At 43.9% G+C, this 15,065-nt stretch carries 14 protein-coding genes; all 14 read right to left on the reverse strand.

What is annotated here, in order from left to right; translation table 11 throughout:
• Window positions 1–16: 16 nt before the first annotated feature.
• The gene (locus tag Q7S11_01170; GenBank protein MDO8572362.1) at window positions 17–1,711 is read right to left on the reverse strand and encodes a DUF5011 domain-containing protein; all 1,695 of its coding nucleotides are present in this window, start codon (window positions 1,709–1,711) and stop codon (window positions 17–19) included.
• A gap of 5 nt (window positions 1,712–1,716) precedes the next feature.
• Window positions 1,717–2,706: a transketolase C-terminal domain-containing protein gene (locus Q7S11_01175; protein ID MDO8572363.1), complete on the reverse strand. Its 990-nt coding sequence runs from the start codon at window positions 2,704–2,706 to the stop codon at window positions 1,717–1,719.
• A gap of 9 nt (window positions 2,707–2,715) precedes the next feature.
• Window positions 2,716–3,018: a hypothetical protein gene (locus tag Q7S11_01180; GenBank protein MDO8572364.1), complete on the reverse strand. Its 303-nt coding sequence runs from the start codon at window positions 3,016–3,018 to the stop codon at window positions 2,716–2,718.
• A 16-nt stretch (window positions 3,019–3,034) separates the two neighbouring features.
• On the reverse strand, window positions 3,035–3,904 hold the full coding sequence (locus Q7S11_01185; GenBank protein MDO8572365.1) for a transketolase: 870 nt from the start codon (window positions 3,902–3,904) through the stop codon (window positions 3,035–3,037).
• A 21-nt stretch (window positions 3,905–3,925) separates the two neighbouring features.
• Window positions 3,926–4,234 (reverse strand): hypothetical protein, encoded by a 309-nt coding sequence (locus Q7S11_01190; protein MDO8572366.1) that lies wholly within the window; start codon window positions 4,232–4,234, stop codon window positions 3,926–3,928.
• Window positions 4,235–4,320: 86 nt separating this feature from the next.
• Complete coding sequence (locus Q7S11_01195; GenBank protein MDO8572367.1) at window positions 4,321–5,055, reverse strand: hypothetical protein; 735 nt, start codon at window positions 5,053–5,055, stop codon at window positions 4,321–4,323.
• A gap of 71 nt (window positions 5,056–5,126) precedes the next feature.
• The gene (locus Q7S11_01200) at window positions 5,127–5,603 is read right to left on the reverse strand and encodes an RpiB/LacA/LacB family sugar-phosphate isomerase (protein ID MDO8572368.1); all 477 of its coding nucleotides are present in this window, start codon (window positions 5,601–5,603) and stop codon (window positions 5,127–5,129) included.
• A gap of 12 nt (window positions 5,604–5,615) precedes the next feature.
• A complete protein-coding gene (locus Q7S11_01205; GenBank protein ID MDO8572369.1) occupies window positions 5,616–5,981 on the reverse strand; it encodes a four helix bundle protein in 366 nt (121 codons plus the stop codon).
• A gap of 24 nt (window positions 5,982–6,005) precedes the next feature.
• Complete coding sequence (gene gap / locus Q7S11_01210) at window positions 6,006–7,046, reverse strand: type I glyceraldehyde-3-phosphate dehydrogenase (GenBank protein ID MDO8572370.1); 1,041 nt, start codon at window positions 7,044–7,046, stop codon at window positions 6,006–6,008.
• A gap of 102 nt (window positions 7,047–7,148) precedes the next feature.
• Entirely contained in the window at window positions 7,149–10,622 is a 3,474-nt protein-coding gene (locus Q7S11_01215) for a tail fiber domain-containing protein (protein MDO8572371.1), read from the reverse strand.
• A 35-nt stretch (window positions 10,623–10,657) separates the two neighbouring features.
• Window positions 10,658–12,583, reverse strand: a complete 1,926-nt coding sequence (locus Q7S11_01220; protein ID MDO8572372.1) for a carboxypeptidase-like regulatory domain-containing protein — start codon at window positions 12,581–12,583, stop codon at window positions 10,658–10,660.
• Window positions 12,584–12,819: 236 nt separating this feature from the next.
• The gene (locus tag Q7S11_01225) at window positions 12,820–13,488 is read right to left on the reverse strand and encodes a transposase (protein MDO8572373.1); all 669 of its coding nucleotides are present in this window, start codon (window positions 13,486–13,488) and stop codon (window positions 12,820–12,822) included.
• Between the two features lie 73 nt (window positions 13,489–13,561).
• Window positions 13,562–14,623, reverse strand: a complete 1,062-nt coding sequence (locus Q7S11_01230) for a hypothetical protein (GenBank protein ID MDO8572374.1) — start codon at window positions 14,621–14,623, stop codon at window positions 13,562–13,564.
• Between the two features lie 31 nt (window positions 14,624–14,654).
• A partial coding sequence (locus tag Q7S11_01235; GenBank protein ID MDO8572375.1) for a hypothetical protein occupies window positions 14,655–15,065 on the reverse strand: 411 nt, incomplete at its 5' end.

Here is a 15,065-nt window from a genome sequence, read left to right on the forward strand (position 1 = left end):
ATTTTTGAAATAAATTCTAGTTATTACCATCGCCCGTACGATCAACCGAATCAGAATTATTGTCTCGACGATACTGTGGTTGAAAACGTATTCCGATAACCACAAACACAATACCGATGAGAAAAATGATACTCACCACCACTGCGTACAAATATTTTCCGCGCAATAAACTGGGAGATTCTCCGCTCGTGATCGGCGTAAGAAGATTTTGGTCTACTGTTATTGCGCTTGCTTCTTTAACAAAAGGAATAGCGTTACTTTTTGCAAGAATCTTTCCGGCATTATCTGTCATCGCTACATATACTTCGTGGTTTCCATCATCAAGTTCCTTGTCGAGTACATATTTCCAATTACCATCACTGTCGGTCTTAATAGTAACAACCGTAGGAGTGCTAAAAATGTAAATGGTGACAAAACTGTTCGGCAACCCCCTTCCTTTGAATTCAACTCTTTGTGCAGTGTTATTTTCATTTTCAATTTGTTTTTCAGCAACAACAATTTCAGCAACAGAAAGAATATTATTTTTTACTTCTCCGCTATCCTTGGGATTTTCATATATAATAATTGCGTGCAAATCTGGATTTTTTGGATCAAATCCTGTGGTAATCTCGGCACGATCTGAATAGCCATCTTCGTCACTATCAACAACACCGGGGTCGGTCCCGTATATGTGGTACTCATCAAAATCGGAAATTCCGTCATGGTCCGAGTCAATCTGTATTTCTTCGTGATTGATCGTTGCGCGTTCAACAACTTTCTGGATTTTTTCAACTACTCTTTCGCGTAATTCCAGGATTGGCGTTGATGTCGATTGTGTGGAGGTTGCGTGAGATATCTCCGAGGGGAGTGTTTTATTTTCGGTTTCTCTATTCCCACTCTCTTCAACTCTCTGGATGTTCCTCTCTTGAAGTATTTGCAAAAGGCGATATCTTTCCAATATAAATGAATCGTTTGATTTTGTTGCTGTAGATGTAGTAGTAGCAATAATACTGGTATTTCTTGTCGTTTCTATTTTTAGAGGATCTGTGGAAGTACCTGCGGTTGGTTTTATTGGCGATGCTGTATTTGATGTATTGGTTGTTGTGGTAGTAGGAAGAGAAACTGACGAAGGTGGTGTCACAACATACACCTTCCTTGCAACTTTTGCCATATTCCCCGCACGATCACGTACCTCATAGACCACATGATACGCACCGGAAAATGCTGTATTTACCGTGCTTTCATGTTCTATGTGCGAAGTAATATCTCCATCAGCGTTATCGTAGGCAACTGCGCCCAAATCGGTGTACAGTGCCCCCACCTTAACATATACAACCGTCTCCCCAATCAGCTTTATGACTGGTGGCATTGTATCGGCAAGCGAAACACCCCATGATGTTGAGTTTATTGATGACGTAGTAGTGTCTGTGGTTCCCGCAGTTCCTGTAGCAGAAGTAGTATCGCTGTCACTTGTTATTGTACTTGTAGTGTTTAAATTTGAAGTTGTGATGTCAGATGTAGAAGTGGTACCGGATCCTGAATTTGAAGTATCAGTTGTTCCCGATGTTCCCGAGGTTGAAGTAGTAGTGTTTGTTGTGGCGCTATCCGTAGTTGAGATAGTTGAGATGGTGTCACTTGTTCCTGTCTCTGCATAGAGCACATTGCTCTCTATCCCCAATAAGATACTTATGGAAATTATTATTGCAATATATACTCGAATTTTATTTTGCATAAATACTATAGAAGACCCTGCACGGCATTTTTTATTGATTCCGTATCAAGACCGTAATGTTTGATAAGTTCGTCTGGCGTTCCAGATTGGCCGAATTTGTCCTGTACACCCACGATTTTCATTTTTATCGGATATTCCTGTGAAAGAAGCTCCGCGACCGCAGAACCCATTCCCCCTGCCGCTTGGTGCTCTTCAACAGTAACAATCGCTTTGTGTGATTTTGCAAATGCGATAATGGCTTCTTTATCGAGAGGTTTTATGGTCGCAAGGTGCAACACCGAAACGCCGACTCCTTCATTTTCAAATTGTTTCGCCGCCATGATCGATTGGTAGGTAAGCGCGCCCGTCGCAATAATACCGACTTTCCACTCAAGTCCATCCTTCGGTTTGAAAAAAGTTTGAGCTTTTCCAATCTCAAATGGTGTTTCTTCGGTGGTCATAATCGGAGTTTTTTCGCGTGCGAGGCGAATGTATACCGGGCCATGAAGTTTTGCGGCCGCGAGAGTCGCCTTCTTGGCTTCGATAGAATCTCCCGGCACAATAACCGTCATTTTTGGAATAACGCGCGTAATAGCGATATCTTCGATGGCTTGGTGCGTACCACCGTCGGGACCGACAGAAACTCCCGCATGAGAGCCAGCAATTTTTACGTTGCGGTCATTATAGCAAATAGTCGTGCGAATTTGTTCCCAGTTTCTGCCTGGGCTAAACATCGCGTATGAGGTAAGGAATGGGACTTTCCCCATCGCCGCCATGCCAGATGCGACGGAAGCCATTGATTGCTCCCCGATTCCCATCTGCACAAATCTATTTGGGAATTTTCTCGCAAGAAGGTGCATCTGTGTTGATTCAGTAAGGTCGGCGCATAATCCCACGACGCGCTCATCCGCTTCCGCCGCGGCAAGTAACCCCTCGCCAAATCCTTTGCGGATCGGCGCTTGTTCGATGTCTGCGGAAAAAAGTTTTGGGTTGAGTTTAGTTGTAATGTTTAACATACTCGTTTTTTAATGTGGTGCCAGCGTTAGTGTCATAAAAATGGCAACTAAGCTAAGAAAAAATAAAATGATCGTTAAGCCAATAAGAATTTTTGAGAATTTCTTGAAATAGCCTGCGCGAAGACCTCGTACTGCAAAAAATAATGGCATGGGAAGTAAAAATATGAACGTAAGAATGCTGTACAGGGGTGTAGTGTTATTAAATACATGATAATCGTTTAAAAGGTCAGGAATGGTATCGGAAAAGAAAATGGCTACCACCAAACAAACACCCCAACCTAAAATATAAGTGTATTTTGAAAAAGTTTCCATAAATATATATAATTATTTACTCATGCTCACTTTTAATCTTTCCGCCAAGCGTCCGCAATTCCGCAAGTGCCACCGCGCCTTCTTCTTTGTTTGGCGGTTTACCATGCCATTCGAATTTCCGTTCTGCAAAATCCACTCCTTTCCCGGGAATAGTATGCGCAATAATCATCGTTGGCTTGCTAAATTCCGCTTTCGCAGTCTCAATCGCGTTGTTGATATCGCTAAAATCATGACCGTTCACTTCCAAAACATGCCAATTGAACGATTCAAATTTCCCGCGGAGCGATTCAAGGGGCATAATGTCTTCCGTGAACCCATCGATCTGAATATTATTGCGGTCAATAATGCCGATCAAATTCCCCAGCTTCTCTTTGCCCGCAAGCATCGTCGCCTCCCAGATCTGCCCGCAATCAAGCTCGCCATCGCCCATAAGACAATAGAAAAACTTGTCGGACGATTTTCCTTTGTTGATCCGCTCCGCAAGCGCCATGCCAACAGTCTGTGAGAGTCCCGAGCCAAGCGGTCCGGAACTTGTTTCTAAAAATGACATAAATTCCCGATGCGGATGGCCTTGCAGGCGGGAGCCAAATTTGCGCAATGTTTTTAATTCCTCAACGGGAAAATATCCGGCATGCGCCATCGCCGCATAGAGCACGGGGCAGATGTGACCATTGGAAAGAACGAGTCTATCGCGATCCTCCCATGAAGGATTCTTGGGGTCATGTTTTAAAGCATGAAAATAAAGAAGGGTAAAAATATCCGCCATACCCAAAGGACCTGCGGTGTGGCCCGAGCCAGCCGCAAGGAGCATCTCGATAATCGACTCCCGAATATCATTAGCTTTTATTTCAAGCTCTTTTATTTTTTCGTCGTAAAGATGGGACATGATTAAAAAAGTTTTTAGTTGTTAGTTTTTAGAAAGACCGACTTTTTTCTCCAATCGCAAAAATCGTGCGGTCACTTCATCTATCTTGGCGCTATTAAGCGCAAAATCACCCACGCGATTATTAATTCCGTTTACCTTATGTCGCATCTCAGCTAGTGTATTTTGAATATTCGCAACAGCAAAAGCAACTGCTTCAATCTGATCAGATAACTTCCTGTCATTTACATCGATACGCTCGTCAATTATTTTTATATGCGCCAACAAGCTATCAATTTGTTTTGACAGATTGTTGTTAGAAACTTCTTTATTCTTTTTTTTGCGCAATACCATATTTTAATAAGTAGTTTAGTATATTAGTAGATTAGTAAATTAGTTTGGTTCTACTCTAAGATACTATCTACTAACATACTACAATACTAATTTGTTCCTATTTTTTTGAATTTCTCTATCGTTCCCTTAATATCCGTGCTTTTCAAAATCGCAGAACCAGCAACAAGCCGATTAGCCCCTACGGCAATGAGGCGTGGAGCGGAATCGAGGTTCACTCCCCCATCCACGCTTATCATTATATCACTATATCTCTCACGAAAAGCATGTATTTTGGGGACAACTCGCTCGTCAAACGGCTCCCCCTGGTAACCAATTTTTCCAATCCCCATAAATTGGACAAAATCAATGGATTTATTTTTTCTCGCGCGGTCATTTTCAATTTCAACATAGAGGGCTTCATTGGGTGTATCAATATTAATCGCAAGACCAAATTCAAAACTCTGAATCCCATCATTATTAATTTGAGGATATTTGTTATGACCCAAATTTTTCCAAAAATACCCAGAATCGCCTATTGACTCCAAGTGAACAATAATCCTTCCGAGATGAGTCTCCACCCAGCCCTTAAGGCATGTTTCGGGGCGAGCTATCATCAGATCCGCCTCATAGATGATCTGTTCCCCTTTGGGATATGATCGCTCTTTACTAACAATCTCATAAAATTCTTTTACGAGACCTCGATATGGCCACGTTTTTTCCGGAACAAAAATGCCATCCATAATATCGATCTGCACCGCATCAACAAGTCCTGAAAAAAGACCTGCTTTTTCTTCCAGGTCTTTGAAATCCTTGGGCATGATTGCGGGAATGATTTCTGCCATATAGTTAGTTTATAGTTTTTAGTTCGTAGTTTTTAGTTTGCATGTTCAAGAAGTTTTATTATTTCTAAAAACTAACGACTATCAACTTTCTTGATTCTCCTAACGTGTCGTTCATCGCCGGAAAATTCCGTTTCAAGCCAAAGCTGTACTACTGTTTCTGCTTCCCCTTCGCTTACAAACCGCGCGCCAAGAGAAAGAATATTCGCGTCATTGTGCTCACGCGAAAGCTCAACAATATCAAGCGGTCCTCCTACCTGCGCCGTGCTCGGCGCGGCAGGCAGGCCATAAAACACCGCCGCTCGCACACCCTTAATACGGTTTGCCGCAATCGCCTCGCCTTGCCCCGAACCGCCGAGAATAATTCCTCGTGACGACGGATCTTTGGCGACCTCTTCTGCAACGGGAATAATGAAATCGGGATAATCATCGTGCTCATCAAGCGCAAATGCTCCCTTGTCAACCACCTCATGTCCGAGTGACTCCATAAAGAGAATGAGCTTTTGTTTGAGCTCAAATCCAGCATGATCGCTTCCGATAAAAATGCGCATAGTTTATGGTTATTAGTTTATAGTTTTTAGGCTCATGACCATCTTATTAAGCATGCGCATTACCTCATTAAGTAAGCTGTTGACGCTTGTAAAATATGACTGATCGGCAAATTTTAATCGTGTTGATATCTCAATTTGAGTTTCTAGTTCAGCGCCAGATCCCATTGCTATGGCAAGAAATTGATTAAAATCTTTTTTAGTATTTCGCTTGCTTCCCTCGGCAATATTCGACACAATTGACACCGCGGCTCGCCTCATTTGTGAAACTAATCCGTATACTTCTGACGATGGAAAATTACTGGTAAGTTTATATACCTCGGTTACTAAATCCATTGATTTCTGCCAAACAATTAAGTCCTTGTAATTTCTTGAACCCATTTTTAATCAACTATAAACTAAAAACTAACGACTATTAACTAATTTCCCTGCCTTGATCACATGCTCCACAAGCGCGTGGGTGTACCCCATCTCATTGTCATACCATGAAAGCACTTTGACTAAATTTCCACCCACGACTTTTGTGAAAGAAAGATCGGCAATCGCGGCATAGGGACTGCCGACAATGTCTGATGAAACAATTTGCTCATCGGTGACGGTGAATACTTTTTTCCATCGGTCATCTTGCGCCGCTTTGCGCAAAATATCATTCACCTCTTGCACGCTCGTGTCGCGCTTCGCGACAAATGTGATATCGGCGACAGAACCAGTGAGCACCGGCACGCGCATTGCAATGCCATCAAATTTTCCTTCAAGGTCCGTGATGACTTTTGCCACAGCAATCGCAGCACCTGTAGTTGAAGGCACGATATTTTGCGCACCCGCTCTCCCCCGCCGCCAATCTTTTGCGTCAGGAGAATCGACAAGTTTTTGTGTTGCGGTATATCCATGTACGGTATTCAAAAGTGCTTTTTCAACACCAATCACTTCGTGTAGAATTTGAATGAGCGGGCTTGAAGCGTTCGTAGTACATGAAGCGTTTGAAGAAAGTGGTGACTTTTCCAAATCACCTTCGTTGATTCCCATAAGCACAGTGACCCCCGTCACATCGCCACCTTCTTTTGCGGGAGCGGAAATCACCACGCGTTTTGCGCCCGCATCAAGATGTCCATGAGCTTTCTCAAAGCTCTCAAAAAATCCCGTTGATTCAACGACCACATCAACATCAAGTTCATTCCACGGCAAGAGCGATGGCTCTTTCTGTTGAATGAAGGAGACGTCTTTGCCATTGATCCGCAAGAATTTTTTATCTCCATCTTTACGCACCCCGATATCAAGCTTACTTTTCCCATACGCGGTATCGTACTTGAGAAGGTATGCGAGATTGTCGATATCGCCCAAATCATTCACAGCGACAATTGATAGTTCTTCCCGCTCAAATCCTGTCTTAAGAAATGCTCTGCCGATTCTTCCTAATCCGTTAATTGCAACTTTAATGTTTGCCATGTGTTAAAAATTTTTTATTAGTTTTAATGACTCCATTGTATCAGGTACCTATAAAAATCCCAAAAGTATCGTTTTATTTTGTCACGAGAGCTCTTCCTGCAGTTACTGAGAAATTGAGATTGGTGTTGTTGCTGTTTTAAGTGGTGAAATTGCATCGACTGGTACGGAAATGGGCTCTCGCATAGGTTCTTGATTTGGTGCTACTTCTGGTTCATAAATAATAACTTGCTCTGGCACAGACTCAGACGATAGTTCCGAAGCGGGCTCAAGGAGAGGTGCGGATTCTGTTGTTGTTACCGTCGGTGCCACTGGTGGCGATGTTGTAGAAGATTCTGGTAGTGTGGTATCTTCCACGATTGGAGATGACGGTATCTGAGATTGGATTGTAATTACACTACCACATTCTCCTGATGTTGTTTTGGTTAGTCCGTCTGAAATCGTAAGACAATATGGAGTTCCCGTTTGATCATCATAGAGTGTCACACCACTGCGACGACTCGGGGATCCGATTTTTGCATTTCCCCTTACTTCAAGTTCTTCCACTACAAGCTTGCCATTCTCATCAATACTCCACTCGCTTGCACTGCCACGAATTGCCACGGTATTTGCCTGCCGCGCCTCAATCGCAGAAATACGCATATCGAGCTCCTGAGTTGCTTGTACTAAAAGTCCGGTAACTTCTTCAAAATGGATTGACCATGGCATGCCATCATTTTTGTTGTACACAACCAATCGAGGATCTATGGTTTCGAGGTCTTCGGCAATGAGACCGATGTGTTCCTGTTCATCCATCTGAAATTCTTTTTTATAAGTGAAAGTTTTAACCGCCATCTTTCTTAAAGAATCAAGCGCGGTACCCATGGGAAGCGTGGTAATATTCTCCTTGAATCTGATCGATGAGGGGACACAGTTTGCCGCTCCGGCGTCTGTGATTTCTTTATTTGCCGTCACGCAGACTGCATTACCAGTTACAGATGTAGTGAGTCCATCAAATCCGACAGTACCAGTTACTGAAAGCTTGCGCCACGGCGATGTGGTGCCGATACCGATGTTGCCCAAGAAATATCCTGTTCCATTGTCAAGGAATTTTGCAAGTGTGGTGGAAGCGTTGTTGGCAATCTCAAAGGTGGTACTCGCAGTGGTGCCATTGCCCCAGATGGTGAGTTTTGAGTAAGGAGAGGTGGTAGCAATGCCTGTGTTTCCCGAAAAAAGAATAGTGAGTTTTGCAGTATTTGAAGGACCAACCATAGTTGAAGATGCGATGGAATTGATGATGTCTGAACCAAATGCGGATGCACCGGACCCGGAAACATTATTTGAAAGTCCAAATGCAACAGTAAGATAGTTCGAAGCAGTATTGCCATAGCCAAATGCAGAGCTTGTATTTCCTGAAGCATCATTGACTGTACCAAATGAAGCCGCAGATTCATTTGAGGCAATGTTGGAACGTCCGAAAGCGGAAGCATTAATAGAGCCGGTTGTGACAGTGTTTACAGAACCAAAGGCGGAAGAATTCGTTCCGCCAGCCGTATTACTTGATCCAACCGCACTTGAATCTGCCCCCGATGCAACAACCGCTACTCCACTTCTTCCTGATTGCAAGTCGAGCGCAAAACTTCCTCTCGCGTTGCCCGTGAGATCTCCTAATATAATCGCGCTTGATGCATCACGCGTAAGAATACCAACACCGTTCACACGATATTCTTTTGCGCTTCCAATCGAAATATGGTTTGCAAAGGTGGAGGTTGCGGTTGTTGAGGTGGAAGTAAAATAACTTGAGACAACTTCTCCCACAACCGACAGTTTTGCATACGGTGAAGTGGTGCCGATGCCTAAACGTTTGTTGGTATTGTCCCAGGTGAATGCGTCGTCGTAAGAAATATTGCTTGCTGTTGTCCAAAAGGATGCGCGGTTTGCAGCACCTGAACCAGTGAGTGAACCACCCGTTCCTCCCACACATGTTCCGCTAATTGCAAAACATCCTGCTGAAATATTAAAACCACCTGTCGAAGTTGTAGTGCCCGTGCCATTAATTGCGAGGTTGCCGCCGAATGTCGAAGTTGCCGTGGTAGTGCCTGTGAAATATGCGCCAACGACTTCCCCCACCACGGAAAGTTTTGCGTAGGGGGAGGTGGTGCCGATGCCTACGTTGCCGGTAGAGCCAATGCGGAGGCGTTCATTTGCAGTTCCAGTTCCTCCGGTATACAGTCGGATATCGTCGCCTGCTTTCTGTGCAATGATATCGAAGCCGGTTCCATTGGTTACATCTGAAAGCAACCCCACACGAGAGGCGAAGTGGCTCAATGTAAATGATGAGGAAAAACCAGCAAATGAGCCGATGGATCCTATATTGTTTTTGAGAGTAAGAGCAATCGTTGCCGAAGAACCGCTGTTGAGGTTTTCAAGTGATGCCGTTACGCCAGCATTCTGACTTTTGGTAATACTCACAAAATCACCAGGAGATGCTGTGCCAATTCCCACGTTGCCGGAATTCTTACTTACCGTGAAAAGCGGCGATGATGTGCCGATTGAAAAGAGTGTTGATCCATCGGGCGTAGTAGAACCGACAGAAAATGCTCCCCCAAACGTACTCGTCGCCGTGGTTGAGGTTGCGGTAAAGTACCCCGCCAGTCCAAAATTTCCCAAATCGGATGAGCCACTCACAGAAAGTGTAGTCCATGGGGAGGTAGTGCTGATGCCGACATTCCCCAGAGAGTCGATGCGCATGCGTTCTGTGGGTGAAGTCCCCGCGAGCGAAATAGGCTGGGTTGAAAAAACAATTCTCGATGAGGGTTGTTGGCCACCTAGAGGCGCCCCCTCTGCTTCAAATCTCATTGAGCCCACAAGGTCAAATCCCGAACCATTGTAGGGATACGCACCAATAGTACCGAGAACATCACCCCCCTCGACCACTGCAGGAGATGCATGTGTTCCTCGTGATTTCCTTAATACAATATTAACACCATTTACATCAGTAGACGCTTCAGAAAAGAGAACGTTGTAATTGCTTATGTCAGAGATAACGTGCAGTGGGCCCAATGGATTTGCGGTACCTATCCCCACATAACCAGTTGATTTGTTCACGGTGAGGTTCGCCGTTGAAGTTCCCACAGAGAACAAACTACTGCCTCCAGGTGTCGTGGATCCGACAGAAAATGCTCCCCCAAACGTACTCGTCGCCGTCGTACTTGTTGCTGTAAAATATTCTGACACTGTTTCCCCCACCACCGAGAGTTTTGCGTAGGGGGAGGTGGTGCCGATGCCTAAGCGTTTGTTGGTGTTGTCCCAAAAGAAATTTGTATCGCTTGAAAGCGCCCCGCTTGCATTGAATTGAATCTCCCCCGTCGAGCCCGACGGTAAAATACTTACGGTACAATTTACCCCCCCTGGCACACATCCGGGATCGAGTGTTGCGCCGGGAGTGTATGGAGTTGCCGGTGGAACGGCAAAAGCAATGTAAGAAAATCCTGACACGGCAAAAAATAGAAACACATAATATGCACCTTTGTAAAATTTAAATCGTTGTGTGAACATTACTTGCATTGTGCGATTTTTCTTGAGTATGTTTAGACTCATTATACTACAAGAAAGCTTTTTACGTTTTCACACCCTTACACTTCTAACTTCTCGCGAATAATACCGCGTGATGCATGCACTGTTTTCGTAAATGACGTAGGAATATAGTCGCCGTTTTCACTCCTGCGTGTTACGCCAACATTATATGTCCCTTTTGTCACAAGACAATAATAACGCCCAAGGGCGTCTGCAACACTTTTTCGCGCTTCAATCCCACTGTTCTCATGCTTAACCGTCACAAATGAAAATGATGCGGGAAGCGAGGTTTCTTTATCAAGTATCACACCGTGTGGACGCTCCCCCGGCCCTAGCTTATGAAGCACCCACACAAATACATACAGACCAAATGTGGCAATATTATAAAATCGCGGATCTGCAATAAGCACCACGAAGGTAATAAGAAATCCAATAGCAAACAATACACGAGATAGCCGCTCGATAAAAATTGTATGCTTTGAATAAAATCCCATGAGCTTTTGCGCGCGTTTTGCGTATTCATTCCAGTCGAATCCTTCCGGATCCATCGGAATATCACGAGCAATAATGTTCTCCCCGTTGCTCACAGTAAGTGGTTCTCCAAAATACAAATTGCGATACAATTCATCACCTTCTTTTCCTGCAAGCCGCGCCGATGGAAATTTATAATTCGTCTTGTTCGCCACAATACGATAAATGCCGGGAGGAGCAAGAAACCCATAGCGACCATCAAGATCGGTAATTGCCGTCGCAACTTCTTTACCGTTAAGGTCTTCCAAAACAACATACGCCGGATCAAGAGGTTGTTTCGTAACACTGTCATACACCGAACCCCATGGACGATGACGTCGCTTGATACCCAACGCGGAAAGTAAGAGCGCCCATAACCGAAGTGGTAAAAGAAAAATTTCCGACAAAGAAAATGGTGTGACGAGGAGCGTGAGAAGCGAAGTTGTGCCTCCGGCAATAACGCCCGTGGTGCTTATTGTTTTACTGGTCGCAGACCCTTCGGGAGTTTGAAGCGCTTCTTTTACTTCTTTACGCATCTCACTCACCACTTTTTTTGTTTGAGCTATTCCAAGTTTTGCATTTTCTTTTATGGTTGCAATAGTTTGAGTTATAAAAGCGGTTACTTGAAGAGAAACTTGAGGAGAAAAAATCTGCGTTGTAGGGATTATCGTTGGTGTATTTTCTGTGGTGCCACCGCTCGATAGTCCACCACCGCTTGACGATGGAGAGGGTGACGGTTCTGTTGACGGTGGTTCAGTAAGAGGTGGAATGGAGGACGGTGATGGTGTAGGGGTCGGAGTTGGCGTGGGAGTTGGAGTAGGAGTTGGTATGGGAATTGGAGTTGGTGTGGGAGTGGGAGTGGGAGTTGGTGTAGGTGGTACAACAACAATACCTCCTCCTGCCGGACCTGACTCATCAGTATCACTTGCAGAAGTACACCCAGGATCAGCAGGGTAATCGGTTTTCCCGTCCCCATCATCATCTAATGTATTACTACACACAGGCAGTGCGCTTATCGGAATCCAATCTGTTTTTACTTTGTGATTTAATGTCCCACACGTGCTGTCAGTGGCACAATTAAAAACAATCCATCCCCTCATTTCGCTCCACGCATATCCATTAAAATCCCCGCTTGCATCAATGGTCACTCCCCCGTTCGTTGGATTAAAATTTACCCATCCGGTATTTTCTCCCCACGCGTAACCAGAGAGAACGCCGTAGCTGTTGTTTGATACTCCCCCGTTCGTGGGATTTAAATTAATCCATCCTACATACTCTCCCCATGCGTAACCAGTAAGCGTGGAATTACTCACCGTCACTGCACCTTCGGTAGTTCCAAAATTAATACGCCCCAAACTTCCATCAAGAAACCGCGCGTACTTGCTCGTTCCATCAATCGTTCCAGCATGCACAAGCGCTGGAATAAAAAAAGAAATTATAAGCGCGTATTGAACAAGGGGGCTCTTGACTATCATACAAGTATTCTAAACTACATTACTTTTTTCTCAAAGATTAAAGAGTGGGAATACCACTTGTTGGTTGGATACCAAGTGATTTTATATTTTGAAGCCATACCAAAAAACTTTGGTTGTCCGCTTTTGGAAGCAGGACTTCCAAATGGGAGCTTATTTCGCTTGGAACAGAAATGCCACAAGGATTTGCAGCATTTAGAAACAATTTGGAAGCAGGACTTCCAAATTGTTTCTAAATATTATTCCAATAAATACCTTCCCATCTCTTTCAAATCTGCTTTTCTTTCTAAAATGCTCTCGAGGGAATCTTGCGCGAATGTTTTATAGTCCGCCTTGTTTTTAAATTGCTCCAAAATAATTCCCTTCTCGCAAAATCCCTTTCTCTCATCTCCTGTATACTCCCCCCAGCTCGATCTACTTTTCACCAGCTTGGACATCGAACGTCCAAGCTGGTGAACACGCCAGTTTAAATTCACATACGCACTCAAATGAAGCAGATATTCGTTTGAATTAATATGTATTGACTTAAACTTTCCTTGGAATAATGCCCCCGATCGTTTATATTTGTTATTAAAATATTTTGTATCTCCAGTTCCCAATCTTTGCATAAATTTTTCTATACCCCTATCAACAAGAGGTTCCAATATAAAATGATAATGATTGGGATTAAGACAGTAGGCAATAAAATTGACCAGTTTTTCCGATTTGGAAGCCTTGCTTCCAAATCGCTTATCTTCAAAGGTTTTTTCGTAAATACTCCCAATCGGCTCAAGAACATTAAACACGTCCATGCTCTGCATAAAGCGATCTACGTCCTGCTCATCGGAAAAAATATTCCTCTTATCAACTCCGCGATTATAGATGTGATAAAATTCTCCAATTACAAATGGTGTTTTTCTGTTAGCCATAATATTATTCTACCTTTTTTAGCAATTTGGAAGCAATATTTGGAAGCAATATTTGGAAGCAGGACTTCCAAATTCACTTGATCAAAAATATCCCCTTCGGAATCGTGACTTTAGCATTACCAATGGTAAACGAAGAGCTGTTTACTATTGGACCCGGTGCAGCCGGCGTGGTTGGGAAAAAAGCCAAATCAATATATGCCGCGTCATCGCCAATATTACCACCGCCATCTTTTGAATACTCCCACTTAAACGTATGAGAAGCTGCCGTAACAGTGTATTTTCTAAAATTCCATCCTGCATGCAGAGCATTGCGAGTTAAATCAAAAACCCCCGATGCGGCAACATCCGTTTTTTCCACCCCATCTATATAGAAACGCAAAAAATCAAAACCCGCTTCCGATGAAACATAGAAATAGAAAAACATATCTCCTGCGGACGTGGTAATTGTTCTTTGCAGGGTAGAAACTCCACTCCCACCCAACGTGAGATATGACCGCGCGGAATTTGAACCGAGCTTTCTCCGATAGACAGCGTTTGTGCTAGACCACACTTCAGTCGCATCGTTCGTCCACGTACCTGGAATCCCCGATTCAAAGGATTCGCCCTTGTCACTCACCAAAGTAAAATCAGGAACTACAATATCATCGATCCACACCGCATCTCCACCGGTATTGGTACCATGATCTTTAACATAAATCCAATCGAGCGAGTGGACTCCCGAAGGGAGGGTTGTAGTGCTAAATTGCGTCCATGTCGTACCAGAACCAGATTTTGGAAAACCTGTTTGAACAACACCATCTATCATGAAGATAAGAAAATCGAAACTTCCTTCGGTGTCATATCTATACCAAAACGTAGCAGTACCACCGGAAGCAAAGTCTCCCAATAAAGTAATCTGTGCAAAAGAATTATCGACCGCCGCATTCCCGGACTTAATAGAATATGTCCCCGCGTGAACTTGATCCGTCGCGATTGCAAAAGGAGTTTGTGGAGTAAGGTCAAAATCAGAAGATATTGTTCCCCCTTCAAAGTCATAAGTGACTGAAGCAAAAGAAATTCTAATAAATAATGACAGCGCCGAAACAAAAATCAGAGTTCCTGCGATTATTTTTTTATGTCTTTTTTTTACAGTCATGTTTTAAATATTGCCCACCTTCAAAATTCATCTACGGCGTTTCTGTTGGATCTGGTGCAATTGGTGGAGTAACAGGAGCAGGACTTGGATCAAGCGGTGGTATTTTTTCAGTTGACGGTGATGCTGGTGGTGTCACTGATGACGGAGATTGTGGAGAAACAGCAGGAATGTTCACAGAAGAATTACTCGACGGGGTTGTCGCAGTCTTCGGTACTGTTGATGGTGCTACTACTGTTGGCGTTGTTGTTCCCACTTTCGGCGCTTGAATCGGTGCATCAATATTCAAAGCAGTTGTTGTTCCCGTTCCAGATACTGCTGGTGCTACAACCGCATTTTCGTTTGACGGAATCTCTGGCGCAGACACTTGCCCAGCACCTCCACCCGAAGGAACAGCTATCGATGCCGTATTACTAGATCCAATTCCTTGCGTGGTACATTCACC

The organism is bacterium (genome assembly GCA_030648955.1).
GTDB lineage: Bacteria > Patescibacteriota > Minisyncoccia > Phycocordibacterales > JAUSHB01 > JAUSHB01.

Bases quoted from the DNA above. Each gene is read 5' to 3' on its own strand.
- Q7S11_01170 (MDO8572362.1), bottom strand. From the start codon at position 1,711: ATGCAAAATAAAATTCGAGTATATATTGCAATAATAATTTCCATAAGT.
- Q7S11_01175 (MDO8572363.1), bottom strand. From the start codon at position 2,706: ATGTTAAACATTACAACTAAACTCAACCCAAAACTTTTTTCCGCAGAC.
- Q7S11_01180 (MDO8572364.1), bottom strand. From the start codon at position 3,018: ATGGAAACTTTTTCAAAATACACTTATATTTTAGGTTGGGGTGTTTGT.
- Q7S11_01185 (MDO8572365.1), bottom strand. From the start codon at position 3,904: ATGTCCCATCTTTACGACGAAAAAATAAAAGAGCTTGAAATAAAAGCT.
- Q7S11_01190 (MDO8572366.1), bottom strand. From the start codon at position 4,234: ATGGTATTGCGCAAAAAAAAGAATAAAGAAGTTTCTAACAACAATCTG.
- Q7S11_01195 (MDO8572367.1), bottom strand. From the start codon at position 5,055: ATGGCAGAAATCATTCCCGCAATCATGCCCAAGGATTTCAAAGACCTG.
- Q7S11_01200 (MDO8572368.1), bottom strand. From the start codon at position 5,603: ATGCGCATTTTTATCGGAAGCGATCATGCTGGATTTGAGCTCAAACAA.
- Q7S11_01205 (MDO8572369.1), bottom strand. From the start codon at position 5,981: ATGGGTTCAAGAAATTACAAGGACTTAATTGTTTGGCAGAAATCAATG.
- gap (MDO8572370.1), bottom strand. From the start codon at position 7,046: ATGGCAAACATTAAAGTTGCAATTAACGGATTAGGAAGAATCGGCAGA.
- Q7S11_01215 (MDO8572371.1), bottom strand. From the start codon at position 10,622: ATGAGTCTAAACATACTCAAGAAAAATCGCACAATGCAAGTAATGTTC.
- Q7S11_01220 (MDO8572372.1), bottom strand. From the start codon at position 12,583: ATGATAGTCAAGAGCCCCCTTGTTCAATACGCGCTTATAATTTCTTTT.
- Q7S11_01225 (MDO8572373.1), bottom strand. From the start codon at position 13,488: ATGGCTAACAGAAAAACACCATTTGTAATTGGAGAATTTTATCACATC.
- Q7S11_01230 (MDO8572374.1), bottom strand. From the start codon at position 14,623: ATGACTGTAAAAAAAAGACATAAAAAAATAATCGCAGGAACTCTGATT.